This is a genomic window from Pseudomonas sp. Wu6, from assembly GCF_019891515.1.
Lineage (GTDB): Bacteria > Pseudomonadota > Gammaproteobacteria > Pseudomonadales > Pseudomonadaceae > Aquipseudomonas > Aquipseudomonas orientalis_A.
On record NZ_JAFLXH010000012.1, the window covers coordinates 101466 to 115880 of the forward strand.

At 59.2% G+C, this 14415-nt stretch carries 15 protein-coding genes and 1 tRNA gene; 10 read left to right on the plus strand and 6 right to left on the minus strand.

Translation table 11 applies throughout. The features are described from left to right. Positions 1 to 33: 33 nt before the first annotated feature. Positions 34 to 339 carry a YkgJ family cysteine cluster protein gene (locus J1G34_RS11155; protein WP_065891716.1) on the plus strand — a complete coding sequence of 102 codons (306 nt, stop codon included), beginning with the start codon at positions 34 to 36 and terminating at the stop codon, positions 337 to 339. Between the two features lie 153 nt (positions 340 to 492). Here J1G34_RS11155 and J1G34_RS11160 read toward each other — a convergent pair whose 3' ends face one another. The 6 genes from J1G34_RS11160 to hemA form a co-directional block, all read right to left on the minus strand. Continuing rightward, a complete protein-coding gene (locus J1G34_RS11160; RefSeq protein ID WP_065888032.1) occupies positions 493 to 1011 on the minus strand; it encodes an acyloxyacyl hydrolase in 519 nt (172 codons plus the stop codon). Positions 1012 to 1110: 99 nt separating this feature from the next. Further along, positions 1111 to 1905, minus strand: a complete 795-nt coding sequence (gene murI, locus J1G34_RS11165) for a glutamate racemase (RefSeq protein ID WP_130138562.1) — start codon at positions 1903 to 1905, stop codon at positions 1111 to 1113. Further along, positions 1898 to 2653: a molybdopterin-synthase adenylyltransferase MoeB gene (locus J1G34_RS11170; protein ID WP_222994051.1), complete on the minus strand. Its 756-nt coding sequence runs from the start codon at positions 2651 to 2653 to the stop codon at positions 1898 to 1900. The genes murI and J1G34_RS11170 overlap by 8 nt, the downstream gene beginning before the upstream one ends. Then, entirely contained in the window at positions 2647 to 3477 is an 831-nt protein-coding gene (gene prmC, locus J1G34_RS11175; RefSeq protein WP_065935735.1) for a peptide chain release factor N(5)-glutamine methyltransferase, read from the minus strand. The genes J1G34_RS11170 and prmC overlap by 7 nt, the downstream gene beginning before the upstream one ends. Further along, on the minus strand, positions 3478 to 4560 hold the full coding sequence (gene prfA / locus J1G34_RS11180) for a peptide chain release factor 1 (protein ID WP_065891721.1): 1083 nt from the start codon (positions 4558 to 4560) through the stop codon (positions 3478 to 3480). It lies immediately after the preceding gene. Next, on the minus strand, positions 4557 to 5846 hold the full coding sequence (gene hemA, locus J1G34_RS11185; RefSeq protein WP_065888037.1) for a glutamyl-tRNA reductase: 1290 nt from the start codon (positions 5844 to 5846) through the stop codon (positions 4557 to 4559). Before hemA ends, prfA begins: the two co-directional genes overlap by 4 nt. A 316-nt stretch (positions 5847 to 6162) precedes the next feature. Between hemA and J1G34_RS11190 the strand changes: the two genes are divergently transcribed. From J1G34_RS11190 to J1G34_RS11230, 9 genes are all read left to right on the plus strand, one after another. Then, positions 6163 to 7887: a tetratricopeptide repeat protein gene (locus tag J1G34_RS11190; protein WP_065891722.1), complete on the plus strand. Its 1725-nt coding sequence runs from the start codon at positions 6163 to 6165 to the stop codon at positions 7885 to 7887. A 4-nt stretch (positions 7888 to 7891) separates the two neighbouring features. Beyond that, positions 7892 to 8509 carry a lipoprotein insertase outer membrane protein LolB gene (lolB, locus tag J1G34_RS11195; protein WP_065891723.1) on the plus strand — a complete coding sequence of 206 codons (618 nt, stop codon included), beginning with the start codon at positions 7892 to 7894 and terminating at the stop codon, positions 8507 to 8509. 49 nt (positions 8510 to 8558) lie between these two features. Continuing rightward, a complete protein-coding gene (ispE, locus tag J1G34_RS11200; RefSeq protein WP_240997008.1) occupies positions 8559 to 9362 on the plus strand; it encodes a 4-(cytidine 5'-diphospho)-2-C-methyl-D-erythritol kinase in 804 nt (267 codons plus the stop codon). Between the two features lie 37 nt (positions 9363 to 9399). Beyond that, a tRNA-Gln gene (locus J1G34_RS11205) sits at positions 9400 to 9474 on the plus strand. Between the two features lie 46 nt (positions 9475 to 9520). Next, positions 9521 to 10462, plus strand: a complete 942-nt coding sequence (locus tag J1G34_RS11210) for a ribose-phosphate pyrophosphokinase (RefSeq protein WP_003208392.1) — start codon at positions 9521 to 9523, stop codon at positions 10460 to 10462. A gap of 136 nt (positions 10463 to 10598) precedes the next feature. Then, a complete protein-coding gene (locus tag J1G34_RS11215; RefSeq protein WP_065888041.1) occupies positions 10599 to 11201 on the plus strand; it encodes a 50S ribosomal protein L25/general stress protein Ctc in 603 nt (200 codons plus the stop codon). Between the two features lie 167 nt (positions 11202 to 11368). Next, positions 11369 to 11953, plus strand: coding sequence for an aminoacyl-tRNA hydrolase (gene pth / locus J1G34_RS11220; RefSeq protein ID WP_003188350.1), 585 nt, complete (start codon positions 11369 to 11371; stop codon positions 11951 to 11953). A 21-nt stretch (positions 11954 to 11974) separates the two neighbouring features. Then, positions 11975 to 13075 (plus strand): redox-regulated ATPase YchF, encoded by a 1101-nt coding sequence (gene ychF / locus J1G34_RS11225; RefSeq protein WP_065891725.1) that lies wholly within the window; start codon positions 11975 to 11977, stop codon positions 13073 to 13075. A gap of 391 nt (positions 13076 to 13466) precedes the next feature. Then, entirely contained in the window at positions 13467 to 14393 is a 927-nt protein-coding gene (locus J1G34_RS11230; protein WP_065891726.1) for a sigma 54-interacting transcriptional regulator, read from the plus strand. The last annotated feature ends 22 nt before the right edge of the window (positions 14394 to 14415 follow it).

A 14415-nucleotide genomic window follows, 5' to 3' on the forward strand; every position in this document is an offset into this window, starting at 1 on the left:
AGCTTGCCGCTTAAAGCTTGAAGCTGCCGGCCTATGACCAACATCCCTCACACCCAAATCACTGAACCCGCCGTCACCTGCTCGACGTGCGCGGCCTGCTGCTGCCAGCTGGAAGTGATGCTGATCACCGACACCGGCGTGCCGCCGCGCTATATCGACACCGATGACTGGGGCGGCGAAGTGATGCTGCGCCTGGATGATGGCTGGTGTGCGGCGTTGGACCGGGACACGATGATGTGCACGATCTATGAGCTTCGGCCGTTGATATGCCGGGAATTCGAGATGGGGGCACCGGAATGCCTTGAAGAGCGTGCAGGCATTGCCACGGTCTACCGCTGATATTCAAATGAGTACCGTAGCTGGCTGGCCAGCTCCAGATCCAAATGTGGGAGGGGGCTTGCCCCCGATTGCGGTGGGTCAGTTGTACATCTATTAGCTGACACTCTGCCATCGGGGGCAAGCCCCCTCCCACATTAGTTTTTCTGTGTGCTTTTACAGCGGCATGGTGTAGTGCAGCGCGTAGCTCTCTACCCCATCGTTATTGCTGCTGATACCGGCGTTGGAATAGTGCGTGGCACGAATACCCACTTCATGCCCGCCGGCAAACCGCAGGCCGAAACCCAGGCGGTCTTCGAACTGGAAGGACTGGCCGATGTTGTTGTCTTCCAGCTTGGTGCGGGAGAACAACGCCACCCCGATCCCGGCCTCGATGTAAGGTTTGACCGACTCACCGGCAAACTCATACACAAACACCGGCGAGAACGACAGGCTGCTGGCGCCTGCGCGGTCATCACCTTCCCAATACGTATAAGCGCCGCTCCAGTAGCCTGTCAGGCGACCGACATTGCTCTGCATCCAGCTTTTGTCCCAATCGGAGGTCAGGCCCAGACGGTACGTCAGCGTTGAATCGCTGGTGCTGCCCAGGCCGAACTCCAGGCCGGCGGCCTGGGTGGTAATAGAGTGTCCCACCATCACAGCCGCAATAGCAGCCATACAGAACAAGCGCTTCATAGAAACTACCTTTGCGAACGAAGTTATTGATTATTTACAGGCCATCTCGCAATAGAAGCCAGCGTAGAGCCAGAAGTTCAGCGAGATTTCACGAAATTTTCACGAGGCGAAGCTTCGCACAACTCCAGGATATTTCCAAAGTGTCGGTAGGATATTTCTGAGGTGACTGACATCACCGCTGGTCCAGAACTGCGCAGGGCGAGGTGCACAGCCGGCCAGCAAGTCCCGCTCACCCAGTAGACGCTTGAGCTGGCGCGCGACGGCGGCGCCGGTGTCGATCAGGATGATGCTTGCGGGCAGCATCTGCGCCAGCAGTGGCTTGAGGAAGGGATAGTGGGTGCAGCCGAGGATGATGGTGTCGCAACCGGCGCTGAGCAGCGGTTCGACGTAGCCCTGCAGTAACTGGCGCAGGGCCGGGCTGTTCAGGTCGCCGGTTTCAATCAGCTCCACCAGGCCCGGACAGGGTTGGGTAATCACCCGCACGTCAGTGGCGAAGCGGTCGAGCAAGGCGGCGAACTTGGCGCTTTGCAGGGTGCCGGTGGTGGCCAGCACGCCGACCACGCCACTGCGCGTCGCGGCAGCCGCCGGTTTTACCGCAGGCTCCATGCCGACCAAGGGCCAATCGGGGTAGTCCTGGCGCAAATCGGCAACGGCGGCAACCGTGGCAGTGTTACAGGCAATCACGAACGCTTTGGCGCCCTGCTCGCGAAAAAACTCGGCAACCCGCCGCGAGCGCTCGCGAATGAAGGCCGGGGTTTTCTCGCCATAGGGGATATGCCCGCAATCGGCCACGTACAACAGTGACTCATGGGGCAATAACTGTTGGATTTCGTCCAGTACCGACAGGCCGCCGACCCCGGAATCGAACACACCGACGGGCGCGTCCTTAAGCATGGTGCGTCCCGCACACGCTGCAAGCCGGGTCGCGTTTGACCCGCAACTCACGAAACCGCGTGGTCAGCGCATCGATCAGCAACAAGCGCCCTACCAGCGGCTCACCAAAGCCGGCCAGCAGCTTCAAGGCTTCCAACGCTTGCAGGCTGCCGACCAGCCCCACCAGCGGGCCGACGACGCCGGCTTCGCTGCAGGTCAGTTCGGTGTCGCTGCCGTGCCCGTACAAGCAGTGGTAGCAGGGGCTTTCGGGGCGCCGTGGGTCGAAGACCGACAACTGCCCTTCAAGGCGAATCGCCGCGCCACTGACCAACGGTTTACCTGCGACAACGCAGGCAGCATTGACCGCTTCGCGGGTGGAAAAATTGTCGCTGCAATCGAGTACCACATCCACCGCTGCAACGGCCCCGGCCAATGAGTCGGCATCCAGCGCGGCGCGGTGGGCGACCAGTGTGACCTCGGGGTTGATCGCGCTCAGCCGACGCAGGGCCGAATCGACCTTGGTCTGCCCGACGCTGTCGGTGTCATGGATGATCTGGCGTTGCAGGTTGGTCAGGTCGACCGTGTCGAAATCCGCCAGATGCAGCTCGCCGACCCCGGCGGCGGCCAGGTACAGCGCGACCGGCGCACCCAGCCCTCCCAGGCCGACGATCAACGCGCGGCTGTTTTTCAGGCGCAACTGGCCGTCGATGTCGACCTGCTGCAACAGAATCTGCCGGCTGTAGCGCAACAGCTCGTGGTCGCTCAGCACGGGCGGCGTCCCAGGGTGATACGTTCATGGCCGCCGAGGTCGATACGGCTGTGCACCTGTTCAAAGCCTTCACTGAGCAACAGGTCACGCACGGCAGCGGCCTGGTCGTAGCCATGCTCCAGCAACAGACGGCCGCCGGCATTCAAGTGGGACGGGGCCTGCTGGATGATCAGGCGCAGGTCGTCCAGCCCATCATGGCCGGCCACCAGCGCGCTGGCCGGCTCGAAGCGCACGTCGCCTGCGGCCAGGTGCGGGTCGTTGGCGGCGATATACGGCGGGTTGCTGATGATCAGGTCATAGGTATGGCCTTGCAGCGCATCGAACCAATGGCTGTTGAGCACCACCGCATTATTGAGGTGCAGCCGCTGGCGGTTGCGCTCGGCCAGGGCCACGGCCTCCAGCACGCGGTCGACCGCCGTGACCTGCCACATTGCACGCTCACTGGCCAGGGCCAGGGCGATGGCACCGCTGCCGGTGCCCAAGTCCAGGACCTTGGCGGGCAGGGCCGGCAATAATTCCAGGGCGGTTTCCACCAGCAGCTCGGTGTCCGGACGCGGGATCAGCGTGTGGGGCGCGACCTCCAGGTCCAGCTTCCAGAAGCCTTGCTGGCCGAGGATATAGGCCACCGGCTCACCGCCGCGACGGCGTTGCAGATAGTCGGCAAACGTCAGGGCGTGCTCGCTGCTGACGATCTTTTCCGGCCAGGTGTGCAAATAGCTGCGGGACTTGCCCAGGGCAGCGGCCAGCAACAGCTCGGCATCCAGGCGCGCGGAGGGCGAGTCGGGCAGGTCGGCGGCGCGCAACAGGCTGGCAATGATGGTCATTTATTCACCTATCGCCGCCAATTGATCGGCCTGGTATTCGGCGAGCAGCGGCTCGATCACCGCATCCACGCCACCGGCCAGGATTTCATCCAGGGAATACAGGGTGAGGTTGACCCGATGGTCGGTGACCCGGCCCTGGGCAAAGTTGTAGGTGCGGATGCGTTCGGAGCGATCGCCCGAGCCCACCAGCAGCTTGCGCTCGCTGGCAATCGCGTTGGCGGCGGCGCTGGTCTGCTGGTCATTCAACTTGGCCGACAGCCAGGACATCGCCCGCGCACGGTTCTTGTGCTGGGAACGTTCTTCCTGGCATTCCACCACAATGCCCGACGGCAAGTGGGTGATCCGGATCGCCGAGTCGGTCTTGTTGACGTGCTGGCCGCCCGCGCCCGACGAGCGGTAGGTATCGACGCGCAAGTCCGCCGGGTTGATCTCGATCGCTTCCTGCTCGTCCGGCTCGGGCAACACCGCCACGGTACAGGCCGACGTGTGGATACGGCCCTGGGACTCCGTCGCCGGGACGCGTTGCACACGGTGCGCGCCGGACTCGAACTTGAGCTTGCCGTAGACGTTATCGCCTTCAACCCGTGCGATGACTTCTTTATAGCCGCCGTGCTCACCTTCGTTCTCGGACAGGATTTCCACACGCCAGCCGCGACGCTCGGCGTAACGCGAGTACATGCGAAACAGGTCGCCGGAGAAAATCGCCGCCTCGTCGCCGCCGGTGCCGGCGCGGATTTCGAGGTACACGTTGCGTCCATCGTTAGGGTCTTTGGGCAGCAACATCCGTTGCAGGTCGCCTTCCAGTTCGGCGAGTTTTTCCTTGGCCTCGCGCACTTCTTCCACGGCCATTTCGCGCATGTCCGGGTCGTTGTCCTTGAGCAGCGCCTGGGCGCCCTCGAGGTCGGCCTGCACTTTCAGCAGGTCTTTGTAGGTGGTCACGACCGGTTCAACTTCGGCGTACTCCTTGGAATAGGCGCGGAATTTGCTTTGATCGGAGATGACCTCGCCATCGCCGAGCAAGGCGGTCAGTTCTTCGAAACGGTCCTGGAGCACATCCAGTTTATTGAGCAGTGACGCTTTCATTGCGGTTTTTTATCCGAAGAGCTATCTGACGCGCCCTCACCGAGGGCAAAGAGTTCCTGGGCCATGGCCAGCGCATCGAGGCGGCCTTCGGCGGTAAGCTTTTTCAACTGTACGCTGGGCGCGTGGAGCAGCTTGTTGGTCAGGCCACGGGCCAGCTGCATCAGCACCTCCTCGGCGCTGCTGCCATTGGCCAACAGCCGCTGGGCCTTGATCAGTTCCTCATCGCGCAGGCGTTCGCCCTGCTGACGATACGCCTTGAGCACATCCACCGCCGCCAGCTCGCGCAGGCGCACCATGAAATCATCAGCGCCGATGCTGACCATTTCCTCGGCGGCCTGGGCAGCACCCTGGCGACTCTTGAGATTTTCGGCGACCACTTCGTGCAAATCATCGACGCTATAGAGGTAAACGTCGTCCAACTCGCCGACTTCAGGCTCGATATCCCGGGGAACGGCAATATCCACCATAAAGATCGGCTTGTGCTTGCGCAGCTTCAACGCGCTCTCGACCGCGCCTTTGCCCAGGATCGGCAACTGACTGGCGGTGGAACTGATGACGATGTCGCTGCGCACCAGTTCGGCCGGGATGTCCGACAGCAGCACGGCATGGGCGCCGAACTGCTCGGCGAGGATGCTCGCGCGCTCAAGCGTGCGGTTGGCCACCACAATACGCTTCACGCCCAGCTCATGCAGGTGGCGGGCGACCAGGGTAATGGTTTCGCCGGCACCGATCAGCAGCGCCTGGCTGCGCTGCAAGTCGCTGAAAATCTGCTTGGCCAGGCTGACGGCGGCAAACGCCACGGACACCGGGTTCTCGCCGATGGCCGTGTCGGTGCGCACTTGCTTGGCGGAATTGAAGGTGGCCTGGAACAGACGCCCCAGCAGCGGGCCGACGGTGCCGGCCTCGCGGGCCACGGCATAGGCTGACTTCATCTGGCCCAGAATCTGCGGCTCACCCAACACCAGTGAGTCGAGACCGGCCGCCACGCGCATCATGTGACGAACGGCCGCATCCTCTTCATGCACATAAGCGCTGGCGCGCAGGTCGTCGAGGTCCAAATGGTGATAATCGGCCAGCCAGCGCAGCACGACATCCGCCGAGAGATGCTCCTGCTCTATATAAAGCTCGCTGCGATTGCAGGTCGAAAGGATCGCAGCTTCGCGACTGTCGGTGAGCCGGCAGAGCTGCTGCAAGGCCTCAACCAACTGCTCCGGCGTAAACGCCACGCGCTCGCGCACGTCTACTGAGGCAGTCTTGTGGTTAATACCGAGTGCGAGGAAGGCCATTCAATATCGCTGATGATGTCGGGAAGCCGACAATTGTCCTACTTCGAAAGATCCAGAACAACCACCGTCGTCTATTGTCCCTATACCTTATGCCTATCAATGCCACTCTGTAGGAGCGAGCTTGCTCGCGAAAATCGTCAACGATAACGCGGGAAGCCTGGAGCTCAGCGGCGCTCTCAGGTTTTTCGCGAGCAAGCTCGCTCCTACAAAGGAAAGGCAAAAGGCAGCAATAGTCGTATTCCGAGTGCCCCGGTTATGTTTGGCCGAAGGCTTGTGTCATGATGATCCGACCGCAGGTTAGTCGTCCTCTTCCTATATGAATAGATCTTCCGCGTTGCTCCTTGCTTTTGTCTTCCTCAGCGGCTGTCAGGCCATGGCACCCGTGCCGCCGGACGCTGCACAGCCGGTGGAAGACAGCACCCCCGTCCCTGAAAAGCCCAAGGTTTATTCCTCGTTCAGCGAAGAAACGGTCTACAGCCTGCTGACCGCAGAACTGGCCGGCCAGCGTAATCGCTTCGATATTGCGCTGGACAACTACGTCACCCAGGCCATCAATACTCAGGACCCCGGTATCTCGGAGCGCGCGTTTCGCATCGCCGAGTACCTGGGGGCCGACCAGGCCGCGCTGGACGCCTCGTTGATCTGGGCGAAAAACGCCCCGGACGACCTTGAGGCTCAGCGTGCAGCCGCCGTGCAGTTGGCACGCGCCGGGCGCTATGACGACTCCATGGTCTACATGGAAAAAGTCTTGCAGGGCAAGGGCGACACGCATTTCGACTTCCTGGCGCTGTCGGCTGCCGATACCGACCCGGACACGCGCAATGGCCTGATGAAGAGTTTCGACCGCCTGCTGCAAAAGCATCCGAAGAACAGCCAGCTGATTTTCGGCAAAGCGCTGTTGCTGCAACAGGACGATGAAGCCGACGCCGCCCTCAAGCTGCTGGAGCAGAACCCGCCGGAAGACGGTGAAATCGCACCGATCCTGCTGCGCGCACGCCTGCTGCAGAACCTCAACCGCGGCAAGGAAGCGATTCCGCTGCTGGAAAAAAGTATCAAGAAGTATCCGGACGACAAGCGCCTGCGCCTGACTTATGCGCGGATGCTGGTAGAGCAGGACCGCATGGAAGACGCCAAAGTGCAGTTCGCCAACCTGGTCCAGCAGTACCCGGACGACGACGAACTGCGCTACTCCCTCGCACTGGTGTGCCTGGAAGCCAAGGCCTGGGACGAGGCCAAGGGCTACCTGGAAGAGCTGGTCGCACGCGAAAGCCATGTGGATTCGGCGCACCTGAACCTGGGCCGCATCGCTGAAGAGCGCAACGACCCACAAGCGGCTCTGCTTGAGTACGCCCAGGTCGGCCCGGGCAATGACTACCTGCCGGCCCAGTTGCGCCAGGCCGATATCCTGATCAGCAACGGTCGTACGGATGAAGCGGAGAAACGCCTGGCCGCCGCCCGCGATGCCGAACCGGACTACGCGATCCAGCTGTACCTGATCCAGGCCGAAACCTTGTCGGCCAACAAACAGGGCGAACGCGCCTGGAAATTGCTGCAACAGGCGTTGCTGCAATACCCCGACGACCTGAACCTGCTCTACACCCGCGCCATGCAGGCGGAAAAACGCAATGACCTGGCGCAGATGGAAAAAGACCTGCGCCTGATCATCAAGCGCGACCCGGACAACGCCATGGCCCTCAACGCCCTGGGGTACACCTTGTCCGACCGCACCACGCGCTACGCTGAAGCCAAGGTGCTGATCGAACAGGCCCACAAGCTCAACCCGGAAGACCCGGCCGTGCTCGACAGCCTGGGCTGGGTCAATTATCGCCTGGGCAACCTCGACGAGGCCGAGCGCTTGCTGCGCCAGGCCCTGGAGCGCTTCCCCGACCATGAAGTCGCCGCTCACCTGGGCGAAGTGTTGTGGGCCAACGGCAAGCAACGCGAAGCGCGACAGATCTGGGCAAAATTCCTCAAGGAACAACCCGAAAGCCCTATCCTGCGCAGCACCATCAAGCGCCTGACCGGATCCGAGACCCTATAAGCTTATGTTTTTGCGCCACGTTATCGTTTTCAGTTTCATCGCCCTGCTCGCCGGTTGCGCGGGTTTTGGTTCCCGCGAATCCGTTGAAGGCCAGGGCAACCCGGCACAATGGCAACAGCACAAGGACCAGCTCAGCAGCATCGACGGCTGGCAGATCGAAGGCAAGGTCGGGGTGCGCGCGCCAAAGGATTCCGGCAGCGGCACCTTGTTCTGGCTGCAGCGCCAGGATTACTACGATATTCGCCTCTCCGGCCCGCTGGGTCGCGGTGCGGCCCGCTTGACCGGGCGCCCCGGGCAAGTGAGCCTTGAAGTGGCCAACCAGGGCCGCTACGAAGCGACCTCCCCGGAAGAACTGCTGGAGCAGCAGATCGGCTGGAAACTGCCGGTCTCGCACCTGGTGTGGTGGGTGCGCGGACTCCCGGCGCCGGACAGCAAAAGCCGCTTGAGCCTCAATGGCGACAGTCGCCTGGCCTCCCTGGAACAGGATGGCTGGCAGGTCGAGTACCTGAGCTACGTGCAACAGAACGGTTACTGGCTGCCCGAGCGCATCAAACTGCACGGCACCGACCTTGACGTCACGCTGGTGATCAAGGACTGGCAACCGCGCAAGCTGGGGCAATAACGTGACAGTCGCAAAACTCACGCTGCCCTCCCCCGCCAAACTCAATCTGATGCTGCACATCCTTGGTCGCCGTGAAGACGGCTACCACGAGTTGCAGACGCTGTTTCAATTTCTCGACTACGGCGATGAACTGACGTTCGCCGTGCGTGACGATGGCGTGATCAAGCTGCACACCGAATTTGCAGGCGTGCCCCACGACAGCAACCTGATCGTGAAAGCGGCGAAAAATCTTCAGCAGCAATCGGGCTGCCCACTCGGCATTGATATCTGGATCGATAAAATCCTGCCCATGGGCGGCGGCATCGGCGGCGGCAGCTCAAATGCCGCCACGACATTGCTCGGGCTCAACCACGTGTGGCAGCTGGGCTGGGACCAGGATCGCCTGGCCGCGCTGGGCCTGACGCTCGGTGCCGACGTCCCGGTTTTCGTGCGTGGGCATGCCGCATTTGCCGAGGGTGTGGGGGAGAAACTGACCCCTGTAGACCCCGAAGAGCCGTGGTATCTCGTGCTTGTGCCGCAAGTATCTGTAAGTACAGCAGAAATTTTTTCAGATCCGTTGTTGACACGTAACTCTTCTCCCATTAAAGTGCGCCCCGTTCCCAAGGGAAACAGTCGAAATGACTGCTTACCGGTTGTAGCAAGGCGTTATCCAGAGGTACGTAACGCTTTGAATTTGTTAGGTAAATTTACCGAAGCAAAATTAACCGGAACTGGAAGTTGTGTGTTTGGGGGCTTCCCAAGCAAAGCTGAAGCTGATAAAGTCTCGGCCCTTCTTACAGAGACCCTTACAGGGTTTGTAGCAAAGGGAAGCAACGTTTCGATGTTGCATCGCAAGCTGCAAAATCTGCTCTAAAAGGAATCGAGTGTTAGGCACTCGTTGCAACAGATACAGGGGCGTCGCCAAGCGGTAAGGCAGCAGGTTTTGATCCTGCCATGCGTTGGTTCGAATCCAGCCGCCCCTGCCATTTTCTAATACTCATCCAGGTTACCCTCAGCCTCTAGGTACTGCGCGTGTCCAAGATGATGGTCTTTACGGGGAATGCCAACCCCGATCTGGCTCGACGTGTCGTACGTCAGCTGCATATCCCTCTCGGTGACATCTCTGTCGGTAAATTCTCCGACGGCGAAATTACAGCCGAGATCAATGAAAATGTCCGCGGTAAAGACGTCTTCATTATCCAGCCGACCTGCGCTCCGACCAACGATAACCTGATGGAACTCGTCGTGATGGCTGATGCCTTCCGCCGCTCCTCAGCGACTCGAATCACAGCTGTAATCCCTTACTTTGGTTATGCCCGTCAGGATCGCCGTCCGCGTTCCGCACGTGTGGCCATCAGCGCGAAAGTCGTTGCTGACATGCTGACCGTGGTAGGTATCGACCGTGTGCTCACGGTTGACCTGCACGCTGACCAGATCCAGGGATTCTTCGATATTCCAGTAGATAACATCTACGGCTCCCCCGTTCTGGTGGATGACATCGAAGACCAGCGCTTTGAAAACCTGATGATCGTGTCCCCGGACATTGGCGGCGTCGTGCGTGCACGAGCGGTTGCCAAATCCCTGGGCGTGGACCTCGGTATCATCGACAAACGCCGTGAGAAAGCCAATCACTCTGAAGTGATGCATATCATCGGTGATGTCGAAGGGCGTACCTGTATTCTGGTTGATGACATGGTCGACACCGCCGGCACCCTGTGCCACGCGGCGAAAGCCTTGAAAGAGCACGGTGCCGCAAAAGTCTTCGCCTACTGCACACACCCTGTGCTGTCGGGCCGAGCGATCGAAAACATCGAGAACTCCATGCTGGACGAACTGGTGGTGACTAACACCATCCCGTTGTCCGCTGCAGCTCAAGCCTGTTCGCGTATCCGTCAACTGGATATCGCACCGGTAGTTGCCGAAGCGGTTCGCCGCATCAGTAACGAAGAATCGATCAGCGCGATGTTCCGCTAAGGGTCAGACCTGCGGACCATCCACTGACGAAAAGCGCCCCGCCCCAGCATTCCGCTGGGGCGGGGCTTTTTTGCCCATATCGAGTTCGGCGCTGGTCGCAAACGCCCCTCGATGATGGCTATTTTGGAGATACAACATGAACGATTTTACTCTGAACGCCCAAGCGCGTACTGACCTGGGGAAAGGTGCGAGCCGCCGCCTGCGTCACGCCGCCAACATCCCAGCCGTTGTCTACGGTGGTAACAAGCCTGCTGAATCCGTGACCATTCTGGCCAAGGAAATCGCCAAGCTGTTCGAAAACGAAGCGGCCTACAGCCACGTTATCGAACTGAACGTCGATGGCGCCAAGCAGAACGTGATCGTTAAAGCGATGCAGCGTCACCCTTCCAAGCAGTTCATCATGCACGCTGACTTCGTTCGCGTTGTAGCTGGCCAGAAACTGACCGCTATCGTGCCTGTGCACTTTGTGGGTGAAGAAGCTCCGGTCAAGAAAGGCGGTGTTGTTTCCCACACCACCACCGAGATCGAAGTCAGCTGCCTGCCGAAAGATCTGCCTGAGTTCATCGAAGTCGACCTGTCGAACGCTGAAATCGGCACCATCATTCACCTCTCCGACCTCAAGGCGCCTAAAGGCGTTGAGTTCGTTGCACTGGCTCACAACGACGACAAGGCTGTTGCCAACGTCCACGCGCCACGTGTTGTAGCTGAAGATGAAGCTGAAGAACCCGCTGCAGAGTAATACGCTCTGTAACGAAGGAGCTTGAGGAAACATCGCGGACCGAAACGTAGCGAGAAAGCGGGCGATAACGCGGCGTTTACTCTTGAGTAAATGATGTAATGTTGTCCACTTTCGCCGCACGCTGGTCTGGCGATGTTATCCACAACTCCAAAGGAAGGGCCCCTGTCGTGACTGCCATTAAACTGATCGTTGGCCTGGGAAATCCAGGCGCCGAATACGAACAGACCCGGCATAACGCGGGGGCCCTTTTTGTTGAGCGTATCGCCCACGCCCAAGGCATCAATCTTGTGGCCGATCGCAAATATTTTGGCCTGACCGGGCGCTTTTCGCACCAGGGTCAGGATGTTCGTCTGCTGATTCCCACCACGTACATGAACCGCAGCGGCCAGGCCGTCGCGGCACTTGCGGGATTTTTCCGGATCAAGCCTGAGGAAATCCTGGTGGCCCATGACGAACTGGACCTGCCACCCGGCGTTGCCAAGCTCAAGTTGGGCGGCGGGCATGGCGGGCACAATGGTCTGCGCGACATCATCGCGCAGCTGGGTAATCAGAATAATTTCTACCGTCTGCGGCTCGGCATCGGCCACCCAGGCGTTGCCAGTATGGTTTCAAATTTCGTCCTGGGTCGTGCGCCACGCGCCGAACAGGAAAAACTCGATGCCAGCATCGATTTTGCCCTCGGCGTGCTGCCGGATATCTTCGCCGGTGAATGGAACCGTGCGATGAAAAACCTGCACAGCCAGAAGGCCTGACTTTTACCGAGGGGAAACACCATGGGATTCAATTGCGGCATCGTCGGCCTGCCCAACGTCGGCAAATCCACCCTGTTCAACGCCCTGACCAAGTCCGGTATTGCGGCGGAAAACTTTCCCTTCTGCACCATCGAGCCCAACAGCGGTATCGTGCCGATGCCGGACCCACGCCTGGACGCGCTGGCAGCGATCGTCAACCCAAAGCGCATCCTGCCGACCACCATGGAATTCGTCGACATCGCCGGCCTGGTCGCCGGCGCGTCTAAAGGTGAAGGCCTGGGCAACAAGTTTTTGGCCAACATTCGCGAAACCGATGCCATCGCCCATGTGGTCCGCTGCTTTGAAGACGAGAACGTGATTCACGTTTCCAACAGCGTCGACCCGAAACGCGACATCGAAATCATCGACCTGGAACTGATCTTCGCCGACCTCGACAGCTGCGAGAAGCAACTGCAGAAAGTTGCGCGCAACGCCAAGGGCGGCGACAAGGATGCAGTGGTTCAGAAAGGCCTGCTGGAACAGCTGATCGCTCACTTCACCGAAGGCAAGCCTGCGCGCAGCCTGATGAAGAGCATGGGCACCGACGAGAAGGCCGTGATCAAGGGTTTCCACCTGCTGACCACCAAACCTGTGATGTACATCGCCAACGTCGCTGAAGACGGCTTCGAGAACAACCCGCTGCTCGACGTGGTCAAGGCCATCGCCGACGAAGAAGGTGCCATCGTGGTCCCGGTGTGCAACAAGATCGAAGCGGAAATCGCCGAACTCGATGACGGCGAAGAAAAGGACATGTTCCTTGAGGCCCTGGGCCTGGAAGAGCCTGGCCTGAACCGCGTGATCCGTGCCGGCTACGAGATGCTCAATCTGCAGACCTACTTCACTGCCGGTGTTGAAGAAGTCCGCGCCTGGACCGTCAAGGTCGGTGCCACGGCGCCACAGGCCGCCGGCGTGATTCACACCGACTTTGAGAAAGGCTTTATCCGTGCTGAAGTGATCGCTTACAACGACTTCATCCAGTACAAGGGCGAAGCAGGCGCCAAGGAAGCGGGTAAGTGGCGCTTGGAAGGCAAGGAATACATCGTTAAAGATGGCGATGTGATGCATTTCCGCTTCAACGTGTAAATGTTACCTGCGGTTTATACCGCACCTACAGCCGATGCATTGCATCGGCTTTTTTGTGGGCGACTGAATTTCGCTAACGATAAGATTAAAAATTCCATGAATGAGAAATTTGCTCATAAATTTTAAAAATCCAATTGAAACTATCCGATCACAAATCTTAGTGCAAAAACGCTTCTTTAAAATAATTCCCTGCAACGTTAAGCCTCGCCCTACACTTAAAGCGGCCAAACTCGCCCAGTAAGACTTGAACTTTTTTTTATTACCTGCAACGTAGATCCCGCGCGCTATTCAACGTCCTAACTAGCTCATGACACTCCAAAAAAATCCTGTTTAACTGAGTTCATATGGAAAGAGCCCTCATTCTGCGGCCACCGCGTTGGAGAAAATCAATATGTCGACGCTCAATCAGAATAGTCTTATAGCAGACATCAACTTCTCTGATTACCCGAGCATCGAAACGACTGTAAGCAACACAGCCGCTCTCGATATAGATATTCTGCTGCTGGGAGAAACAGGGACTGGTAAAGATACGCTGGCGCAACATATTCATCACTTGTCCCATCGTAAGGGGAACTTCATTGCCGTTAACTGCGCCGCCATTCCGGAAAGCCTTGCCGAAAGCCAGTTGTTCGGCGTAAACAGCGGCGCTTATACGGGGGCCATGCAATCCCGGGCTGGATTCGTTGAAGCGGCCCATCTGGGCACCTTGTATCTCGATGAAATCGACAGCATGCCGCTGACGCTGCAAGCCAAGCTGTTACGCGTGTTGGAATCTCGTGGAGTCGAGCGTTTGGGCTCGACCCGGTTCATCCCAGTGGATATGCGCGTCATAGCATCTGCCCAACGCGCCCTGCATGAGATGGTCGAGCAAGGCACCTTTAGGCGCGACCTCTACTTTCGCTTGAATGTCGTCAGCATCCACCTCCCGTCCTTACGGGATCGGCGAGAGAGAATCATCCCTATGTTCCTCGACATGATTGAGCAAGAAGCTGATCACTTCAAACTCGTCTACCCTCCCTCTCCCAGCAGCCACTTGTTACAACAGTTGCTGTGTCACCCCTGGAACGGCAATGTCCGCGAGCTGCGATCTACGGCGAAGCGTTTTGTATTGGGCCTGCCGCCACTCTCAACGAACGTGACCAGCCGGCAGACAATAGAAATGAGCCTGAAAGCCCGCCTGCACCAGATGGAGAAGTCGCTGATCGAGCAGTCCCTTCGTCAAAACAGCCATTGTGTCGACAGTGTGGCGACAGAGTTGGGGGTGGCGAAAAGAACGCTCTATCACCGGATGAAACATTTGGGTGTATCGCTGAGCTGAGAGCACCCGTCGTGCGCCCGGT

Excerpts from the sequence above, each read along its gene's own strand:
- J1G34_RS11155 (WP_065891716.1), top strand. The coding sequence starts at position 34 with ATGACCAACATCCCTCACACCCAAATCACTGAACCCGCCGTCACCTGC.
- J1G34_RS11160 (WP_065888032.1), bottom strand. The coding sequence starts at position 1,011 with ATGAAGCGCTTGTTCTGTATGGCTGCTATTGCGGCTGTGATGGTGGGA.
- murI (WP_130138562.1), bottom strand. The coding sequence starts at position 1,905 with ATGCTTAAGGACGCGCCCGTCGGTGTGTTCGATTCCGGGGTCGGCGGC.
- prmC (WP_065935735.1), bottom strand. The coding sequence starts at position 3,477 with ATGACCATCATTGCCAGCCTGTTGCGCGCCGCCGACCTGCCCGACTCG.
- prfA (WP_065891721.1), bottom strand. The coding sequence starts at position 4,560 with ATGAAAGCGTCACTGCTCAATAAACTGGATGTGCTCCAGGACCGTTTC.
- hemA (WP_065888037.1), bottom strand. The coding sequence starts at position 5,846 with ATGGCCTTCCTCGCACTCGGTATTAACCACAAGACTGCCTCAGTAGAC.
- J1G34_RS11190 (WP_065891722.1), top strand. The coding sequence starts at position 6,163 with ATGAATAGATCTTCCGCGTTGCTCCTTGCTTTTGTCTTCCTCAGCGGC.
- lolB (WP_065891723.1), top strand. The coding sequence starts at position 7,892 with ATGTTTTTGCGCCACGTTATCGTTTTCAGTTTCATCGCCCTGCTCGCC.
- ispE (WP_240997008.1), top strand. The coding sequence starts at position 8,559 with ATGCTGCACATCCTTGGTCGCCGTGAAGACGGCTACCACGAGTTGCAG.
- J1G34_RS11215 (WP_065888041.1), top strand. The coding sequence starts at position 10,599 with ATGAACGATTTTACTCTGAACGCCCAAGCGCGTACTGACCTGGGGAAA.
- ychF (WP_065891725.1), top strand. The coding sequence starts at position 11,975 with ATGGGATTCAATTGCGGCATCGTCGGCCTGCCCAACGTCGGCAAATCC.
- J1G34_RS11230 (WP_065891726.1), top strand. The coding sequence starts at position 13,467 with ATGTCGACGCTCAATCAGAATAGTCTTATAGCAGACATCAACTTCTCT.